The following is a 15256-nucleotide window of genomic DNA, read 5'->3' as shown; positions in this document are numbered from 1 at the left end:
CGGGATAATGCACCTTTTTCCCCATACGAAAAACACCTCCATTAAAATCATAACTGATACTTACGATTTAGAGAGGTGTTTTTTATCGTCTCATTCTCAGGGTTCACTCCATTTCTTTTTATGGATACACTTTTTAGCTCGATAGCTATGGGGTGTTACCTCAAATATAATTATTTTATTTACATGTTTCTTTTAAATTTGTTTCAAATCTTTTCATAGGTTGGTATACAAGAACATGTAGTGATAAACCTATCACTGCAGTAATGTTTAAAATAATACTTATAATCATTAAAGACCCTTCTATAACTGGAGAAAAGTATCCATTCGTACTTAACGTAGAAGAACTTATACCAAGTAGTAAAATCACTATTAGTAAAGGTAAGTTTTTAACCAATTTGAATCCCCCTTTAAATGTAATATCTTTATATTATTATATCACACACTAGTTTATGTAATTAATATAAGATAGTTATCTATGGGCAATTTCACATTTTTTTGTTACAAGTTAGCACGAATTTTTGTCCTGGGGTACTATAAATTTTCCGCTTGATGGCGATGTGGTTCTATCCCATCGCTATCAAGCTAAGAAATTCATTGTACACCCAAACGAAAAAAGATGAAAAAATAATAAAAAGCTTATCATTAAGTGCTAAAAGATAAGCTTTTTTGTCTATACTTATTAAATTTTATTTGATTTCTTCCATGCTAATACTGTAATAAGATATTGAATACCAAATAGGAAAGCGAAAAGTATAATAAATCTTGCTATTACTGATAACCATCCAACGAAATCTTCAGGTAAGTTATATTTGTATGTGGTAGCACCTATTGCGACAAAACATAAAATAAAGGTATTACTCATTTTTTCTTTTAACTTTTCATTTAATTGTTCTTTATTATTAATATCTGTTTCATAAATACCAGTCAAAATAGATTTAATAAAAAAGAATATCATATAAAAAATTATAATGGCTAATGAAGCAGCCCATTCTAAAAATGGACGGTGTAGATATGCTCCTCTTATCATAAAATCAACAAAAGCTATAAGTAGGACAATAATTCCAGATTGAGCCCAAATTTTCATTTCAATTTGTTGGATTCTTTCATCTGGGTGTGTACTGAGTGAAAACCATTTTTTTAGTTTTTCCATTTTAAAATTCCTCCCAAAATAATTTATCTAAACTTTTATCTAGTGTTTTAGCTATATGAATGCAAAGTTTTAAAGAAGGGGTATAATTATTACTTTCAATAATACTAATGTTATGTCGTGTAACATTTACAATATTGAACAACCCTTGTTGGGTCAGACCTTTTTCAACCCTTGCAATCTTCACTTTACTTAAAGACATTAAATACACCTCACTTGTAAAGATAACTTCCACCTTAAATCTTATATTTTATATATTAAATTATTAACAACATTAATGCAATATATACTTTACATTTAGTCATGTATAGGTTGCAAATTCCTGTGTTTTTGTATCTAAAACTATCCTACAAATATAAAAAAATTCTTTCTGTAGAATCATAGGAAAGGGTGAATTTATTATATCTGTTTCTATATATAATAAATTAGAAGTATTTGTTCAAGAGATTCAAAGTTACTTGTACTTATCTCCCAATTAATTGTGCAATCTAACCTTTTCATCTACTAAGTTCTTTTACTAAGGAATAGAAATGAGCCTTTTTATTATTTTGTTCATCTTTTTTCGTTTTAGGAGGGATTTTATTTTTTAGCTTGATAACAATGTGGAGAAATCCTAGGTTTAAAAATCCCTTTAGTTACTGCATACTAGCAACAACCTTTTGAAATTCAGGTTACTGCGATGTATAATTATCAGAAAATCTAAGGAGTTTTATATATGGATAATATAAAAATAATAGCTGAGGTTCTGAGTATAGGGTTACAAATTGGTTTATTTTCAAAAACTGAAATAATTGATTGGGCTAATCAGACAATTGAAGCATTAGATAGCCCTTCTATTGAAATTATAGAAGTTTCTCTATCTAGTAATGATAAGTTGGTTGACATCGTACCTAAATTAAAAAACGTAAAAGGAACGTATGATAAAAAATTACCCGTAAAAATAATACTGGGGCTGTTATGGGATAAATTTATCCTAAATGAAGAAAATGTATTGAAAATAAAACCATTTATATCTAATTTGATACATAATAATTGCTGTGAGGGATTCAGTTATGTAGATGAACAGCTATATAATTTTAATGAGGACATTAATTTAGCAGCAGATAATATATATGGGAATCTAGAAGATATTAGTCAAGATTTAAAAAGCTTTCTATTTCCTTATAAAGACTTTAGTAATTACTTCAGTTTTTGGGAAACTTGAAAAATATTAAATTGATGGTAATAGATCATTCGGAAATGTATTCCTATAAAATAGTAGTTTTATTATTACAGCTATCCTACAAAGTGGTTTATCTGTTCATAAAAAAGAAGAACTCATTACACATAATACCAAAATTTATTTTCCTGCTTTAAACCTCCCCCCTATAGAATAGCTAGTACAAATAGTTGAACTCGTGAACTACCCGCCACTTAACGTCCTAACGGACTGTTTGAAGTGGGGGCTTCTCGGTTAGTCGTTACTTTTGGTAGCTAACGAATTCGTCCTAAGACAGCCGAGCTAACTCCCTTGTTCCAAGGGTTATTTTATTGCTATCTATGCTAACGCTAATAGGCGTATTGCTTCATTTTTGATATTGATAGCTGCGTTATAATCTCTATCGATATTTACACTGCATATACAAGAATAGACTCGCTCAGACAATGACATATTTTTCACATTTCCACAACTGCTACATGTTTTTGTGGAAGGAAACCATTTGTCTATTTTCACAAGTTGTTTGCCTTGTTCATGTAGTTTATAAGCTAAAAAAGAAGTGAACATACCCCACCCATTGTCAGCGACACTTTTTCCAAAATGAAGTGCTTGCGACATTCCTTTCATATTTAGATCTTCAATAGCTACAACATCAAAATGAGTAGCTAACTCTTTAGACTTATGATGAAGGAAGTTCTTACGTTGATTCGTTACTTTTTCATGTAACTTAGCTACACGGATACGTTGTTTATTCCAACGAATAGAACCTTTTGTTCTTCTTGATAATACTCGTTGCGCCTTTGCTAATCGGTCTAACATTTCACGATAGAACTTAGGATAATTGGCTCTCTCATCCTCAGAACTGACGTATAATTGTTCCATCGCAAAGTCTAATCCAACAACTGTTTCTACTTCTTTTTGTACGATCTCTTTTTCGTATTCAGTCAAAATGGACACATAGTATTTACCAGTAGGTGTCATAGAAATCGTACATGACTTGATTATATGGTCTTGTGGTATTTCTCTATGCTGTTTGATACGTACCATTTTCAGTTTTGGCAATTTGATATGACCGTTAAGCAATATAATATTTCCGTTCACTACATTCGTTGTATAAGACTTTCTGTCTTTTTTGCTTTTGAATGTTGGGAAGTCATTTTGACCACGAAAGAAATTTTTATAGGCAGTTTGCAAGTTTAGTTGAGCATTTGCCAAAGCTAATGAATCCACTTCTTTTAACCACTCAAATTCTGCTTTGTATTTCGCAGGTGTGGGAAGCTTTTGTTTCTTTAGTTGATCCTTATCATCTTTATGTTTTTCATACGCTTCTTTCCGTTCAGCTAACATTCTGTTATACACGAAACGTACACAACCGAATGTTTTACGCATAAGATGTGCTTGGTCTTCTGTTGGATACAAACGGAATTTATATGCTTTATTTTGCTTTGTCATATCATTTCACCTCACTTTTCACTTTGATTTTCAATATATGTTTTTATTACGTCTATTGGCGAACCACCAGTAGTTAGCAAGCAAAAGCTTCTTGACCAAAACATCTCTTTCCAAAGTTTCTTTTTCACTTGTGGAAAGTCTCTTTTAATAAGTCGAGAACTTGCACTTTTATAAGCATTGATGAATTTTGTCATTTCTGTATTAGGGTGTGCTTTGAACAAAATATGAACATGGTCTACATCATGATTCCATTCAACTAATGTGATGTTATAGTTTTCAGATAGTCGAACAAACATATCTTTTGCATAGTCTGACATATCATCATCAAACACATTTCTTCTGTATTTCACGACCAACACAAGGTGATAATACAGCAAGAATACTGAATGGTTATTACTATCTAATTTCATTTATATACCAGCCTTTATAATTTATAAGACTGATTATATCAGAGGTAAAATAAAAAGGAAAACCTTTTGGCTACGCCAAACCGAAATTCATCTCCCACCTACCGTTGGGCTACGCCCTTCACACGCTTGAGGAAGGAGAATTCTTTCGGAAAATTCGTTAAAATTTAAAATAGAAAGAAGCTGAAAGTTTATGTATCAACAAAATTATGATGAATACTCATATGATTATACAAATAATCCTAGACAACAATCATTTGTAAATTTAGTAGGTCAGTTTCATATTCTTCCTCAGTCTGTTATTTTACCTAATGGTCAACAACTTCAAGCAGGAACGCGTGTTTTTATTTTTAGAGTAGCTTTTAATCAAATGGGGAACGAAGTGGTTACAATTGTATTCCCTAATGTAGTTGGTGGAAATGTTAGTCTTGGATTAGCGCCAGTTGCAGCTTCTCAACTTTCACCTGGTGGTGGGGTCATGTTCCCCCAAGTTGCCCCTATGCAACCTGGATTTGGTGGTAGATAAAAAAATTTAACAAATAATTTATTTCAGTATATAAAATTAATTAAGTATAGAAAAAACTACACTTAATATAGAAATGGGCCAGATTTTTAAAAAAAAAGATCCTTTTTCAGTATCAATAACGAATTTCACGTCAACTAGCACCTCTTACGAGGCGCTAGTTGTTATTTTTGTTGTATACATATTAGAAGCATACGTTGGCCGCAAACTAAAAAGGAATAAGTTGATCAAAACGGCCATCTTATGCTTCTTGTTACAGTTTTAAACATAGAGTATACAAATTATTACACTTACTTTTCTTCACCGCTTGCTTGCATGGAATTAAACGCCCAATGTAATTTCAACGCATCTCCCCTGAAATACATTTTGGTCTTCACCGCTATCTACGAATGTGAACATTACATAAAATGTATCATCATCACCTGGAGTAAATCCATTTCCTTCTCGATCTACAATACCTTTCTTTACAAGGTCAGGAATACTTCCATTTTGCGTAGCTACCTTTAATTCAGATAATGTAGAATAGTACGTTTTTGCTTTACTCGTTGTACTCTTTATACTTTTAATAATTATTGGATGCAGTTGCTTCTGCTAAAATACTAAGGGAAAAGACACTCTTATTTGGGTGTCTTTTCTTTATTTCTCAATATAAGAGCTATAAAAATATGCTATGATTTTAATAGAAATTCCCTTGTGTGCAATGAGATAGTAATACCCAACAAAAACCCACCTATTTCCGTAGGTGGGCCTTATCTTTATTACACAATCCAAATTATACTCTGATTTTCCCATCAACTTTATGCAATTATACATATCTGAAAAAAATACACCGAATGAATTTTATATATAGTAAAATAATAAACGTGGATACATTCTATAAAGCAGATTCTTTTGAAAGGCGTAACATACCAATCATTATAGAAGGTGTCGCGTCACTCTAATACTGATCTCAAATCTCTTGTACTTTGTAAACTAACAATCTGGTGTATATAGACGATTCTGTTTTATAGGGTGTGTTTACACGTATAACAAAGGTATAATACGGATAAGTTTATACTAAATGAACGTGGTTCAAGTCGGAGGAAGGCACCTTAGGGGTGTCTTTTTTTGTACATAATAAAAGCCTCACCCATCCTATGGAAACGGTAATTCCTTTAAAACAAATAACAATTGTAAATATATTAATTTTACATTACATTAAAAGTTAGAGAAAACTCTTATACTAATACAGTGCTAAATAGTAGGTGAAAAAATGGAATTTAACGATTTGGGTATTACCATTAAAGAACTTAGAATTAAAAAAAATATATCACAATCCGAATTATGTCATGGAATATGTTCACAAAGTCAAATTAGCAAGATCGAAAAAGGTATAATTTATCCATCTAGTATATTGTTATATCAATTATCAGAAAGACTTGGCATTGATCCGAATCATATATTTGCACTAACTCAAAACAAAAGATTAAAATATGTAAAAAATGTAAAATACGTAATAAAAGATTGCTTAAAGCAAAAACAATACAAAGAACTTTATGAAATAGTAAAAAAAGAGAAAAACTTGAATAATTTTCAAACAAACGAAGAGAAACAATTTCTAATATGGCATGAAGCAATTGCTATATTTGAGGTAAATAGATCAACAAAAACCGCTTTAACTCTTTTAAATCATGCGTTAAAACTAACTTTAACCAATTCTGATTTTTTATCAGAAAGAGAAATACATATTATGCAGACAATGGCTATATTTCATGGGGAAAATAAAGAATATGAAAAAAGTATTACGATATTAAAAAGATGTTTAACTAATTTTAATAAGTTAGATTTTCCTAGAGATAAAGAAATTAAATTAAAAATCATTTTCAATTTAGCAAAATGTTTAGACTTCACATATCAACATGAAGAGGCAATAAAATACATTGATAGGGGCATCAAATTAGCAATTAATCTAAATACTTTATACCTATTAGGTGAACTATTCTATTTAAAAGGTCAGTGTTTATTAAAGATTAAACAACACAATTTAGAAGATGTTGTTTATAACTGGAAAAAAGCATTATTTATATTTGAACTAACAGAAAAAGAATATTATATAAAAATGGTACAAGATGAACTTATTGAAATACAAAATAAAAAACACTCATAATTTCGTAAAAACTACTTAAAAACCCCACAGGAAAAGTTCCCGTAGGTTTTACATTTATAAACATCTTATTATTTTTTATAAACTTAATTTTTAAACATTATTACTTAATGTGAATTTTCGAATAAAAGTTTACTTAACGTATTTTTTATTTTGAAATTTGCATCCCTATTAATACTTTATACTTCTTTTCACTTGAACCATCTTAATTTTAAGATGGTTCAAGTGAGAGGATGGCACCTTAGGGTGTCATTTCTTTATGGATAAAAAAGTATCATCATTCGTATACTATACGTCTCAAACATATAGTATGCAAATTACTACGCTTACTTTTCTTCACCGCTTGCTTGCATGGAATTAAACGTCCAATTTAATTTCAATGCATCTCCCTGAAATACATTTTGGTCTTCACCGCTATCTACGAATGTAAACATTACATAAAATGTATCATCATCACCAGGAGCAAGTCCATTTCCTTCTCGGTCTACCACACCTTTTTGTACAAGATCCGGAATACTTCCATTTTGCGTAGCTACCTTTAATTCAGATAATGTAGTAGACCAAATTGGAACCTCATTTTTATCCAAATTCCACAAGAAATCAACACGGATATGATCACCAAAATCAGCATTTCCATTATCCCCTTTCGCATCGATTACACTGTAATCTGTCAGGAGTTTCACATCTCCTATTGCTAAGGTTCCTTTGTTAACTAATTGAAAACCGCGCTCCATTTCATCGCCTGGTTTCAAATTGTCGACATTAATAACAACTTCAGGATTCACACTCAAATCTAAAGTACCCGCTGCAAACGTATTTTGTGATACTTCCTTATCACTAAAATATGCATATGTTCCCCCGCCAATTAAGGATAAGCCAAGCGCTGCAGTTATAACACCCATACCAAGTTTTTTCTTCATACTCATTTCACAAGTCCCCCTATTTTTAAAGGTCAAATTACAAAACTTATTTCCATCCCACAAACAATACTAATTAAGCAACCACCTTGTCACATAATGAAAGCGAACTCACTTTAAACTAGCTATTTCATGCACCCAAACAACTATTACTTTTAAAATGACCGGTAATGTTACCGTAAATCATTACCGGTCATTTGTTACCCAATCCCATTTCATTTACTATTCATTGTCTGATTACTTTAATTACTCTAGAAGTTTTCCTACTTATTTTTTTGGTTCTAAACCAATAGAGCGTAAAATTTTCTCTAACGTCACTGGCCCTACATTTTCTTTCGGTTTCTGATTTTCTTTAGCATCTGGACCCTTTTTCAAGAAGTTTTTCTCAATAAAACGAATATCAGTTTCGTTTACAACACCATCTTGATTCACGTCACCATCTTTAACAGACACTTTTCCTTTTTCATATGACAGAGCTGCTATTCTAGCATCTTGAATATCTACCATTTTATCGCCGTTTACATCACCTGCAAGGTTATCATCCATGTCAGCTCTAAAGTTTTGTCCCACTAATTCTCCGTCTTGCATTTTCCCTATTTTTGTTGTTAATTTACTATTTAAATGACCTGGCATTTCTACGAAAATATCATATTCTTTATCGCTTACTGGGACACTATGAATTTCAAATTGCCCGTTATCACCAATCGTTCCTGTATATTTCTTTCCATCCTTGCCAACTGCGTACACTTTTGCTCCTAGTTTTGTATAGTCTTTCTTACCTAAATACCCCTCTTCATTCAAGAAAGCTTCCGGGCCAATATATCCTGTAACAGTTGCATGTTTCGAAACAATAGCAAAAGATTTATCTTTAAATGCAGGAATCTCAATGCCTTCTGATGCACCAGCTTTTGTATAAGAGAACTTATCTACTCCAAATGCAGTTAAATCATTAAAGTATTCATCGTTCGTCATTTCGAATGTAACATCTAAAAATGGTGTATCACCATCTAATCCTTTAAATTCTTTTCCTTCCAATGACGCGCCAACTTTCACCTTGTTTTCCCAAGCTCCTTCTTCATTTACCTTTGGATCTTCTAATTTAAGATTCAGTCCATGTTGTTTTACATATTCCGTAAGTGCTGGATTTGGTTTCACATCTGTAAATTTAAATAGCTGCTTGTAATAAGGAATTTCAAATGTACCTGACATAAGCTGTTTTACATTATTGAGATTCAAAGTTAACGTAATTTTTTCTCCTAATTTGATTTTCTCTTTGTCATAACTTGGAACAGCGTATTCTGTCCCTTCCTTTACAAAGACGTAATCTTTATATCCAGTTGCCATATTCCCTGCAGTTGCAAGATCATATCCAAATAATTTTAGATTTAACGGCTCGTTTATTTCCTCTGGAAGTACTCCAAATTTAAAATCACCATTTGCTTGAATTGTATTCAGCCAACCTGATGGAAAGGCTGAGTTTTGATAATATACAATTTGATTCGCTTTTTGATCATACTGCAAGCCTTTTGCCTTTAATGCATCTACTGTAGAATCATAAATATTACCACGCACCCATAAAGCCCGCTGGCCGTCTTCTTCTTTAAACATAGAATCATTGACTTCGTGTATACCAGGTTGTACATCCTTAAATTTCATTTCAGGTATTATATTATCAATGATAATGCTATCTCCTTTTGTATAAGATTTTCCTTGTTTATCATATCCAACAAAGTTCAATTCGTAATCTCCATCAGGCAACATAACAGGTTTATCCGCAATTGGATGAGCTGGATCTCCTGTAAATGGAAGTACATACCCTCCCATACCAGAAAACATCATATATTCAACATTCGGTGTTAGACTACTTGCATTAAGTGTACCAACGACTCCTAATGCCTTCCCAGTCTTTCGGTCCTTCACAACTGCATCAATGGTTTCAAGAGGACTATTCAATTTAAATGTCAACGGCGAACTTGGTCTTTCCATAAACGGATGGAATTTAGAAGCATCTGTTGCCATTGCATCCCTCAGTAAATCTACAGACGCAATCCCTTTTTCGGTGAATTTAACTGCAAATGGTACTTGATATACTTCTTTTTCATTGTTTTTATTTGTAATATGAATATATCCCTCATATCTACCAAATTCAGCGTTTCCTGGAATGATAATTTCAGGGCTAATTTCCTCTGATGTACCAGGAGCTACTTTAATAGACTCTGGTACGTTTAGCTTCACACCATTCTTCGCTGCATCTTGCACACCTACACTTGTAGGTGAAAACTCTACTTCTAATTTAAACTCTTTCCCATCTGTTTTACTGCTGTTCTTAATTAAGACTTTTCGACTATCTTTAATAGGCCCCGTTTCAAGTTGATTTTTATATCCAAATGCAATAGAACCTGTTTTTTCTTCAATTTCTACTTCTTCATCATCTACAACGTTTGACGTTTTATCGATAACCTCGATAGATGTATCTGCATGAACTGCACGATATGCATCAATTCGTCCTGAGCCCACCTCAAATACAGAACGCTCCTCTTTTAAGTCAACTGCGGTATTCATAAGTACTTCTTTTACTTCAAATGGACTATAGTTTGGATGTTCTTGTAAAATGAGTGCCGCTACCCCTGCAGTATGAGGAGTTGCCATAGAAGTACCTGACATACGTCCATACGCAACCGGATAATTTTCTCCATCCTTTGGATCATTAATATATTCAGGAACTGTTGAGAAAATAGACACACCTGGTGCTACAATATCTGGCTTAATATCATCTGTTTTAGTTGCAGGACCACGGGAGCTGAAATCAGCTAAGCGATCTCCCTCTGTTTTTATATTACTTAGTTCCCCAAATACTAACGACACATCTCCTTGTACAGCTTTTGCTTGTAATTTCTCACCATCTACTTTTGTTAAGCGGAACGATGGAATAGATGAAGTATTTTCCCCAAGGTAACTTGTAATTTCACCATCTACATTGTTATATACGATTACCGCCTTTGCGCCTGCTTCCTTAGCATTTTTAATTTTTTCATCAAATGTAATCTCACCGCGTTGGATAAGAGCTAACTTCCCTTTTACATCTTTCCCTGTAAAATCACCTGATTTCCCAAGCCCTGCATATACAACTGATACGGATTGACCTTTCAAATCTTCAATCTTATCAGTAAAGCTTTTTCCAAGTAGCATCATCTTATCCACATGTAAATCACCTGCATCTGCAGAAAACGTTGGGATTGTCATTGCAGCGTCACTGGCTCCCACTGTAATGGGAAGTGCCGCTGCACTAGGTGATCCAATGGTACCTTCTTCCGGACCACTATTACCAGCTGCTACTACTGTAACAACACCAGCTAACATCGCATTATTCACTGCGACAGAAGTAGGATATAAAGGATCATTAATAGACGCTCCTAGTGATAAATTGATAACATCCATATCGTCTTTCACTGCTTTATCAATCGCAGCAAGAATACCGCTTGTTTGTCCACTTCCATATGGACCTAATACGCGATAGGAATATAAATCTACATCTGGAGCAACACCCTTCACTGCATAATCCACACTATTCTGTTTATCTGCAGCAATTGTCCCAGCTACATGCGTACCATGGGATGTATAATATGCACTCCCCTCATAAATCTCAGGATATCCTCCAGAATTTTGCCAATCCTTATACGTTGTCTCCATTGGATCAGCATCATTATTAACAAAGTCCCATCCTTTTATTGAGTTCGGATCTATTTTGCTTGGATCCTCACCTTGCTTTGCACGATATCCTTTATATGCATCTTTCAAATCCGGGTGGTTGTAATCAATACCGGTGTCTAGTACACCTACCTTAATTCCTTTACCTGTTATTTTTTCATCATGCAGCTTGTCCACACCAATTTGCGGTACACTATCTGCCATTTTTGGTTCAACCGCAGTCTTAGCTGTTTCTTTAGGCAAATCTATTTTAACCTCATGATCTTCCCATACGCGCTTAACGATACCGGTACGAACTAAGTCTTCAATCATGTTTGCGGGTAACGAAATCGCTACACCATTAAAAGCATTCTTATATTCTCTTGTTATTTTTGCAGATTTTAAATTTGTCGCTTTCTCTTTATTCTTTTGAAGCTGTTCAAGCTCTGCTTTAAACCCTTTATGTGATGCTTCTACCTTTTGTTCCGCATTTGAAAGAGCTACCTTTTTCCCTTTAGCCGCTTGTTTTAATACCTCGATTTTGCTAGGCGCTTGCTTAAACTCTATAATTACATTCACATTATTAGGACTTGCTGTATTGATACCTGGCGAAATAACAAAACCTGGTTTTGTATCTAACGTTTTTAAGGCATTACGTTGTTCCTTTGTAAGACCTTTCAAGATAGCATTTGCATCATCAAGTCCAGTTAAAGTAGATGTATTTACCTCTTCAGCTAAGACGTTATATGGAATTCCTTGAGACAATAGCATTCCAGCTGTTAACGTTCCAATAAGAATCTTTCCAAATTTCCCTCGTTTCATATTGCATCTCCCCATTATTAATATTATTTTTTGAAACAAATTGATTCTTAACTTCCCATTTAGCATTGGAAACTCTATTAATCTTAATCTTGTGTATCATGAAAGATTTCCAACACTACTCCCATCCCCATACCTCATGTAACTAATCACTTACTTTTCTCTTTCTATAAGAGCCCCCATCATTTATTTCCAACAAAGGATTTTCACAAAATGAATTATTAACAAGGTTAAAATGTAATTCTATTTTGATTATTTCACATTTTGATTATTCTGAAAATTGAACAAAAGGAGTATCTTTTCTCTAAGGATTCTATGCCTACATAGTACAAAAGAACTATCTTGTCCTTTATTCCTTGTGATACAGAATAAAGCAACATGATAGTTCTTTGAAAAATCTCTTATTTAATCCAACGGAACCAATTGATTTCGAACTGCATAAATCACTGCTTGCGATCGACTTTTCACATTTAGTTTTTTAAAAATTTTATTGATGTGAATTTTAACGGTTTTATCACTAATATATAGAACTTCAGCAATTTCTTTATTACTAAGTCCTTTTACTAGTTCAAAGAGAATTTCCTTTTCACGTTCCGTCAGTTCATTTTCATTTGATTCTACTTTCATTTTTTGCTGATGATATGTAATTAATTTTTTAGTCATACGTGGATGAATAACGGAATCGCCTCGATATAACATTCGAATTGCTGCCACTACCTGCTCCGATGATGAATCCTTTAATAAATAACCATCAGCACCGGCCTGGAGTGCATCCATTAAATACTCATCATGCTCATACATTGTAAACACAAGTACTCGGCAATTCGGATATTTTTTTTTCACTAACTCTGTAGCTTCAATCCCATTTTTCCCTGGAAGGTTAATATCCATCAAAATACAATCTGGTCCGCATTCTTCTACTTTTCCCAATACTCCATCCCCAGAGCTAGCTTCTCCAACCACTTTCATATCAGATTCATCCTCTAGTATGCTCCGAATTGCATCCCGTAAAAAAGCATGATCATCTACTACTAATATTTTAATCATTTTACGCACCCCTTGTTTGTGAATCTGGAATTAACAGTGTAATTTCTGTCCCTTTCCCTACGGAACTATCAATCTGTAAAGTAGCCCCTAATTGTTCAGCTTGCTCATTCATATGTAATATACCATAATGTGGCTCATTCTTTGTTTTCACCATAGACTCAAACAGTGAAAAACCAACTCCATTATCCTTAACTCTTAAAAGCACGTGCTCACTTTGATAACTGAGTAAAACATCAGCCTTTTTTGCTTGTGCATGTTTTACAATGTTTTGCAAACTCTCTTGCAATGTATCAAAAATAACTCTTTCTTTCGAAAAGCTAAGCGCACGTGCATGACCTCTTTCATGATATGTAATATCTAGTTCATATTCTTGTTTTAAAGATTTTATTTTACTTGCTATTGCCTGCTTAAGGCCTAATTGTTGTGTCGGATATGGTTTTAAAGCATAAATAGAATAGCGAACTTCTCCTAGGCTTCCTCTTAAATCTTTTATGCTTTTCTCCACTACTTGCTGCATATCTATTGGTTTATCACGGTATTTTTTCTGCGCGGATTCTAGTTGGAATATCACCCCGGCTAATGTTTGCGCAATACCATCGTGAATTTCTCGGGCGATTCTATTTCTTTCTTCTAGAATCATTCTTTTTTCTTGTTCAGAAATCAATATCCTTGTTTTAACTACATTAGCTAATTGGTTAGAAAATGTAGCCAACGACTGTACATCTTCTGGGAAGAAACCCGCATTTCTACTCTTCCCTGCAACAAACATCCCGACTAGTTCACCATTTACAATAAGAGGAAAATATACAAGTGAGCGTATAACACTATCAAATATTTCATCTCCAGGAGCCGTACCAATTTTCCAATCATTAAATACAATATTCTTAGAAAGTTCCTCAAACGCTCGAAAATTTTCTAAATGATCAGAAATATCGGATTTTACTTTTCCATCTTTCAACAGAATATTCCAGTTACCATCATCTTTTGTCCATATTACATATGCTTGTATACCAAAAAAACCTTTAAGTGCTTGTTTAATATGCTTCAAGTTTCCTCCGGTTAATCCTCGACTAATTTCGGTCGTAATAAGAAATAGCTCATATAATCGTTCCTTCTCCATCCTTATCCGTACAGAAAAAGAACTAATAATGGAAGTTGCTACAAGTGGAAAAAAGAAAAACAGTACTGTAATCTCGTTTACTTCCACACTATATGTACTAATTAATACGTGCATTAGTGCCGCATAAGAGAAACCAAAAGTTTCGCAAAGAAATACCGTTACAGTTTTTTTATACCACTGATAGATTGAATATGGCTGCGGAAGGAGTATCATTAACAAATCGTAAAAGCGATTGTTGAAAAAACAAAAAATCACGCAAAATAATAACAAAGATATTAAATTCTCATACAGAACTGACATACCTATCTTATTAACTATTAAGGACATACATTTGTCTGAAAACCATTCGGCCAAGAACAAACTAAGTGCATGCTGAGTACTATTAAATAACATTCTTTGTATCGGTGAACGACGATGCAGGTGAATAATTAGCGTGACGAGTACAATAGCAACAATAGTTATATGGATTCCAAACTGCCAACTCATAGCGTAAATTATCGGAAAGGTAAGCGAGCTAGTTCCTCTCCAAAATCTTACAGGAAAATACTCAGCAATCCCCATAAATAGTAACAACACTATTAGTATTGTTGGATGAGAAGGGATTTTAATTTCAAGTAAAGATATAGTTATAGTAACCAAACCAAGAAAAGAAATAAAATAAAGATAAGAACTAGCAATCTTTTCTCTCATAAAGATAGAATTTACATCTTTCAAAACAACCCCTTCTTTCCTTATAAAAACTTCATTTTCTCTATTATCCAACAAAAAACCGGCACTGGCAAAATGGAAGGACATC

12 protein-coding genes and 2 pseudogenes are annotated in these 15256 nt (G+C 33.2%); 4 read left to right on the top strand and 10 right to left on the bottom strand.

What is annotated here, in order from left to right; all coding sequences use genetic code 11:
• Nucleotides 1-175: 175 nt before the first annotated feature.
• From ACUN13_RS27595 to ACUN13_RS27585, 3 genes are all read right to left on the bottom strand, one after another.
• Nucleotides 176-394 carry a hypothetical protein gene (locus ACUN13_RS27595; protein WP_000240398.1) on the bottom strand — a complete coding sequence of 73 codons (219 nt, stop codon included), beginning with the start codon at nucleotides 392-394 and terminating at the stop codon, nucleotides 176-178.
• A gap of 285 nt (nucleotides 395-679) precedes the next feature.
• A complete protein-coding gene (locus tag ACUN13_RS27590) occupies nucleotides 680-1150 on the bottom strand; it encodes a DUF6773 family protein (RefSeq protein WP_142951087.1) in 471 nt (156 codons plus the stop codon).
• Nucleotide 1151: 1 nt separating this feature from the next.
• Nucleotides 1152-1349, bottom strand: coding sequence for a helix-turn-helix transcriptional regulator (locus tag ACUN13_RS27585; protein ID WP_228549875.1), 198 nt, complete (start codon nucleotides 1347-1349; stop codon nucleotides 1152-1154).
• A gap of 513 nt (nucleotides 1350-1862) precedes the next feature.
• Here ACUN13_RS27585 and ACUN13_RS27580 point away from each other — a divergent pair.
• Nucleotides 1863-2351 (top strand): hypothetical protein, encoded by a 489-nt coding sequence (locus ACUN13_RS27580; RefSeq protein WP_445424064.1) that lies wholly within the window; start codon nucleotides 1863-1865, stop codon nucleotides 2349-2351.
• A 333-nt stretch (nucleotides 2352-2684) separates the two neighbouring features.
• On the opposite strand, the gene ACUN13_RS27575 is transcribed toward ACUN13_RS27580, so the two are convergent.
• A complete protein-coding gene (locus ACUN13_RS27575) occupies nucleotides 2685-3797 on the bottom strand; it encodes an RNA-guided endonuclease TnpB family protein (RefSeq protein ID WP_089607940.1) in 1113 nt (370 codons plus the stop codon).
• An 11-nt stretch (nucleotides 3798-3808) separates the two neighbouring features.
• A complete protein-coding gene (gene tnpA, locus ACUN13_RS27570) occupies nucleotides 3809-4207 on the bottom strand; it encodes an IS200/IS605 family transposase (RefSeq protein ID WP_000762749.1) in 399 nt (132 codons plus the stop codon).
• Between the two features lie 190 nt (nucleotides 4208-4397).
• Between tnpA and ACUN13_RS27565 the strand changes: the two genes are divergently transcribed.
• Complete coding sequence (locus ACUN13_RS27565) at nucleotides 4398-4730, top strand: hypothetical protein (protein ID WP_000284732.1); 333 nt, start codon at nucleotides 4398-4400, stop codon at nucleotides 4728-4730.
• 287 nt (nucleotides 4731-5017) lie between these two features.
• On the opposite strand, the pseudogene ACUN13_RS27560 reads toward ACUN13_RS27565, so the two are convergent.
• Nucleotides 5018-5249: pseudogene (locus tag ACUN13_RS27560) on the bottom strand (TasA family protein); the annotation flags it as partial.
• Between the two features lie 10 nt (nucleotides 5250-5259).
• Here ACUN13_RS27560 and ACUN13_RS27555 point away from each other — a divergent pair.
• Both ACUN13_RS27555 and ACUN13_RS27550 read left to right on the top strand, forming a co-directional pair.
• Nucleotides 5260-5322, top strand: a pseudogene (locus ACUN13_RS27555) (YjcZ family sporulation protein); the annotation flags it as partial.
• A 657-nt stretch (nucleotides 5323-5979) separates the two neighbouring features.
• Nucleotides 5980-6873, top strand: coding sequence for a helix-turn-helix domain-containing protein (locus tag ACUN13_RS27550; RefSeq protein WP_445424063.1), 894 nt, complete (start codon nucleotides 5980-5982; stop codon nucleotides 6871-6873).
• Nucleotides 6874-7196: 323 nt separating this feature from the next.
• Here ACUN13_RS27550 and ACUN13_RS27545 read toward each other — a convergent pair whose 3' ends face one another.
• From ACUN13_RS27545 to ACUN13_RS27530, 4 genes are all read right to left on the bottom strand, one after another.
• Nucleotides 7197-7796 (bottom strand): TasA family protein, encoded by a 600-nt coding sequence (locus tag ACUN13_RS27545; protein WP_000061951.1) that lies wholly within the window; start codon nucleotides 7794-7796, stop codon nucleotides 7197-7199.
• A gap of 258 nt (nucleotides 7797-8054) precedes the next feature.
• Nucleotides 8055-12296 (bottom strand): S8 family serine peptidase, encoded by a 4242-nt coding sequence (locus tag ACUN13_RS27540; RefSeq protein ID WP_445424062.1) that lies wholly within the window; start codon nucleotides 12294-12296, stop codon nucleotides 8055-8057.
• 402 nt (nucleotides 12297-12698) lie between these two features.
• On the bottom strand, nucleotides 12699-13340 hold the full coding sequence (locus ACUN13_RS27535; RefSeq protein ID WP_000590673.1) for a response regulator: 642 nt from the start codon (nucleotides 13338-13340) through the stop codon (nucleotides 12699-12701).
• Nucleotide 13341: 1 nt separating this feature from the next.
• Nucleotides 13342-15174 (bottom strand): GAF domain-containing sensor histidine kinase, encoded by a 1833-nt coding sequence (locus tag ACUN13_RS27530; protein WP_025690163.1) that lies wholly within the window; start codon nucleotides 15172-15174, stop codon nucleotides 13342-13344.
• Nucleotides 15175-15256: the final 82 nt, after the last annotated feature.

Source organism: Bacillus cereus group sp. Bce041 (assembly GCF_052646455.1).
The sequence above is the reverse complement of the archived record's forward strand: the minus strand, read 5'-3'. Positions and strand labels throughout refer to the sequence as shown.

Bases quoted from the DNA above. Each gene is read 5' to 3' on its own strand.
- tnpA (WP_000762749.1), bottom strand. From the start codon at position 4,207: ATGAAATTAGATAGTAATAACCATTCAGTATTCTTGCTGTATTATCAC.
- ACUN13_RS27565 (WP_000284732.1), top strand. From the start codon at position 4,398: ATGTATCAACAAAATTATGATGAATACTCATATGATTATACAAATAAT.
- ACUN13_RS27580 (WP_445424064.1), top strand. From the start codon at position 1,863: ATGGATAATATAAAAATAATAGCTGAGGTTCTGAGTATAGGGTTACAA.
- ACUN13_RS27540 (WP_445424062.1), bottom strand. From the start codon at position 12,296: ATGAAACGAGGGAAATTTGGAAAGATTCTTATTGGAACGTTAACAGCT.
- ACUN13_RS27535 (WP_000590673.1), bottom strand. From the start codon at position 13,340: ATGATTAAAATATTAGTAGTAGATGATCATGCTTTTTTACGGGATGCA.
- ACUN13_RS27545 (WP_000061951.1), bottom strand. From the start codon at position 7,796: ATGAGTATGAAGAAAAAACTTGGTATGGGTGTTATAACTGCAGCGCTT.
- ACUN13_RS27590 (WP_142951087.1), bottom strand. From the start codon at position 1,150: ATGGAAAAACTAAAAAAATGGTTTTCACTCAGTACACACCCAGATGAA.
- ACUN13_RS27550 (WP_445424063.1), top strand. From the start codon at position 5,980: ATGGAATTTAACGATTTGGGTATTACCATTAAAGAACTTAGAATTAAA.
- ACUN13_RS27585 (WP_228549875.1), bottom strand. From the start codon at position 1,349: ATGTCTTTAAGTAAAGTGAAGATTGCAAGGGTTGAAAAAGGTCTGACC.
- ACUN13_RS27575 (WP_089607940.1), bottom strand. From the start codon at position 3,797: ATGACAAAGCAAAATAAAGCATATAAATTCCGTTTGTATCCAACAGAA.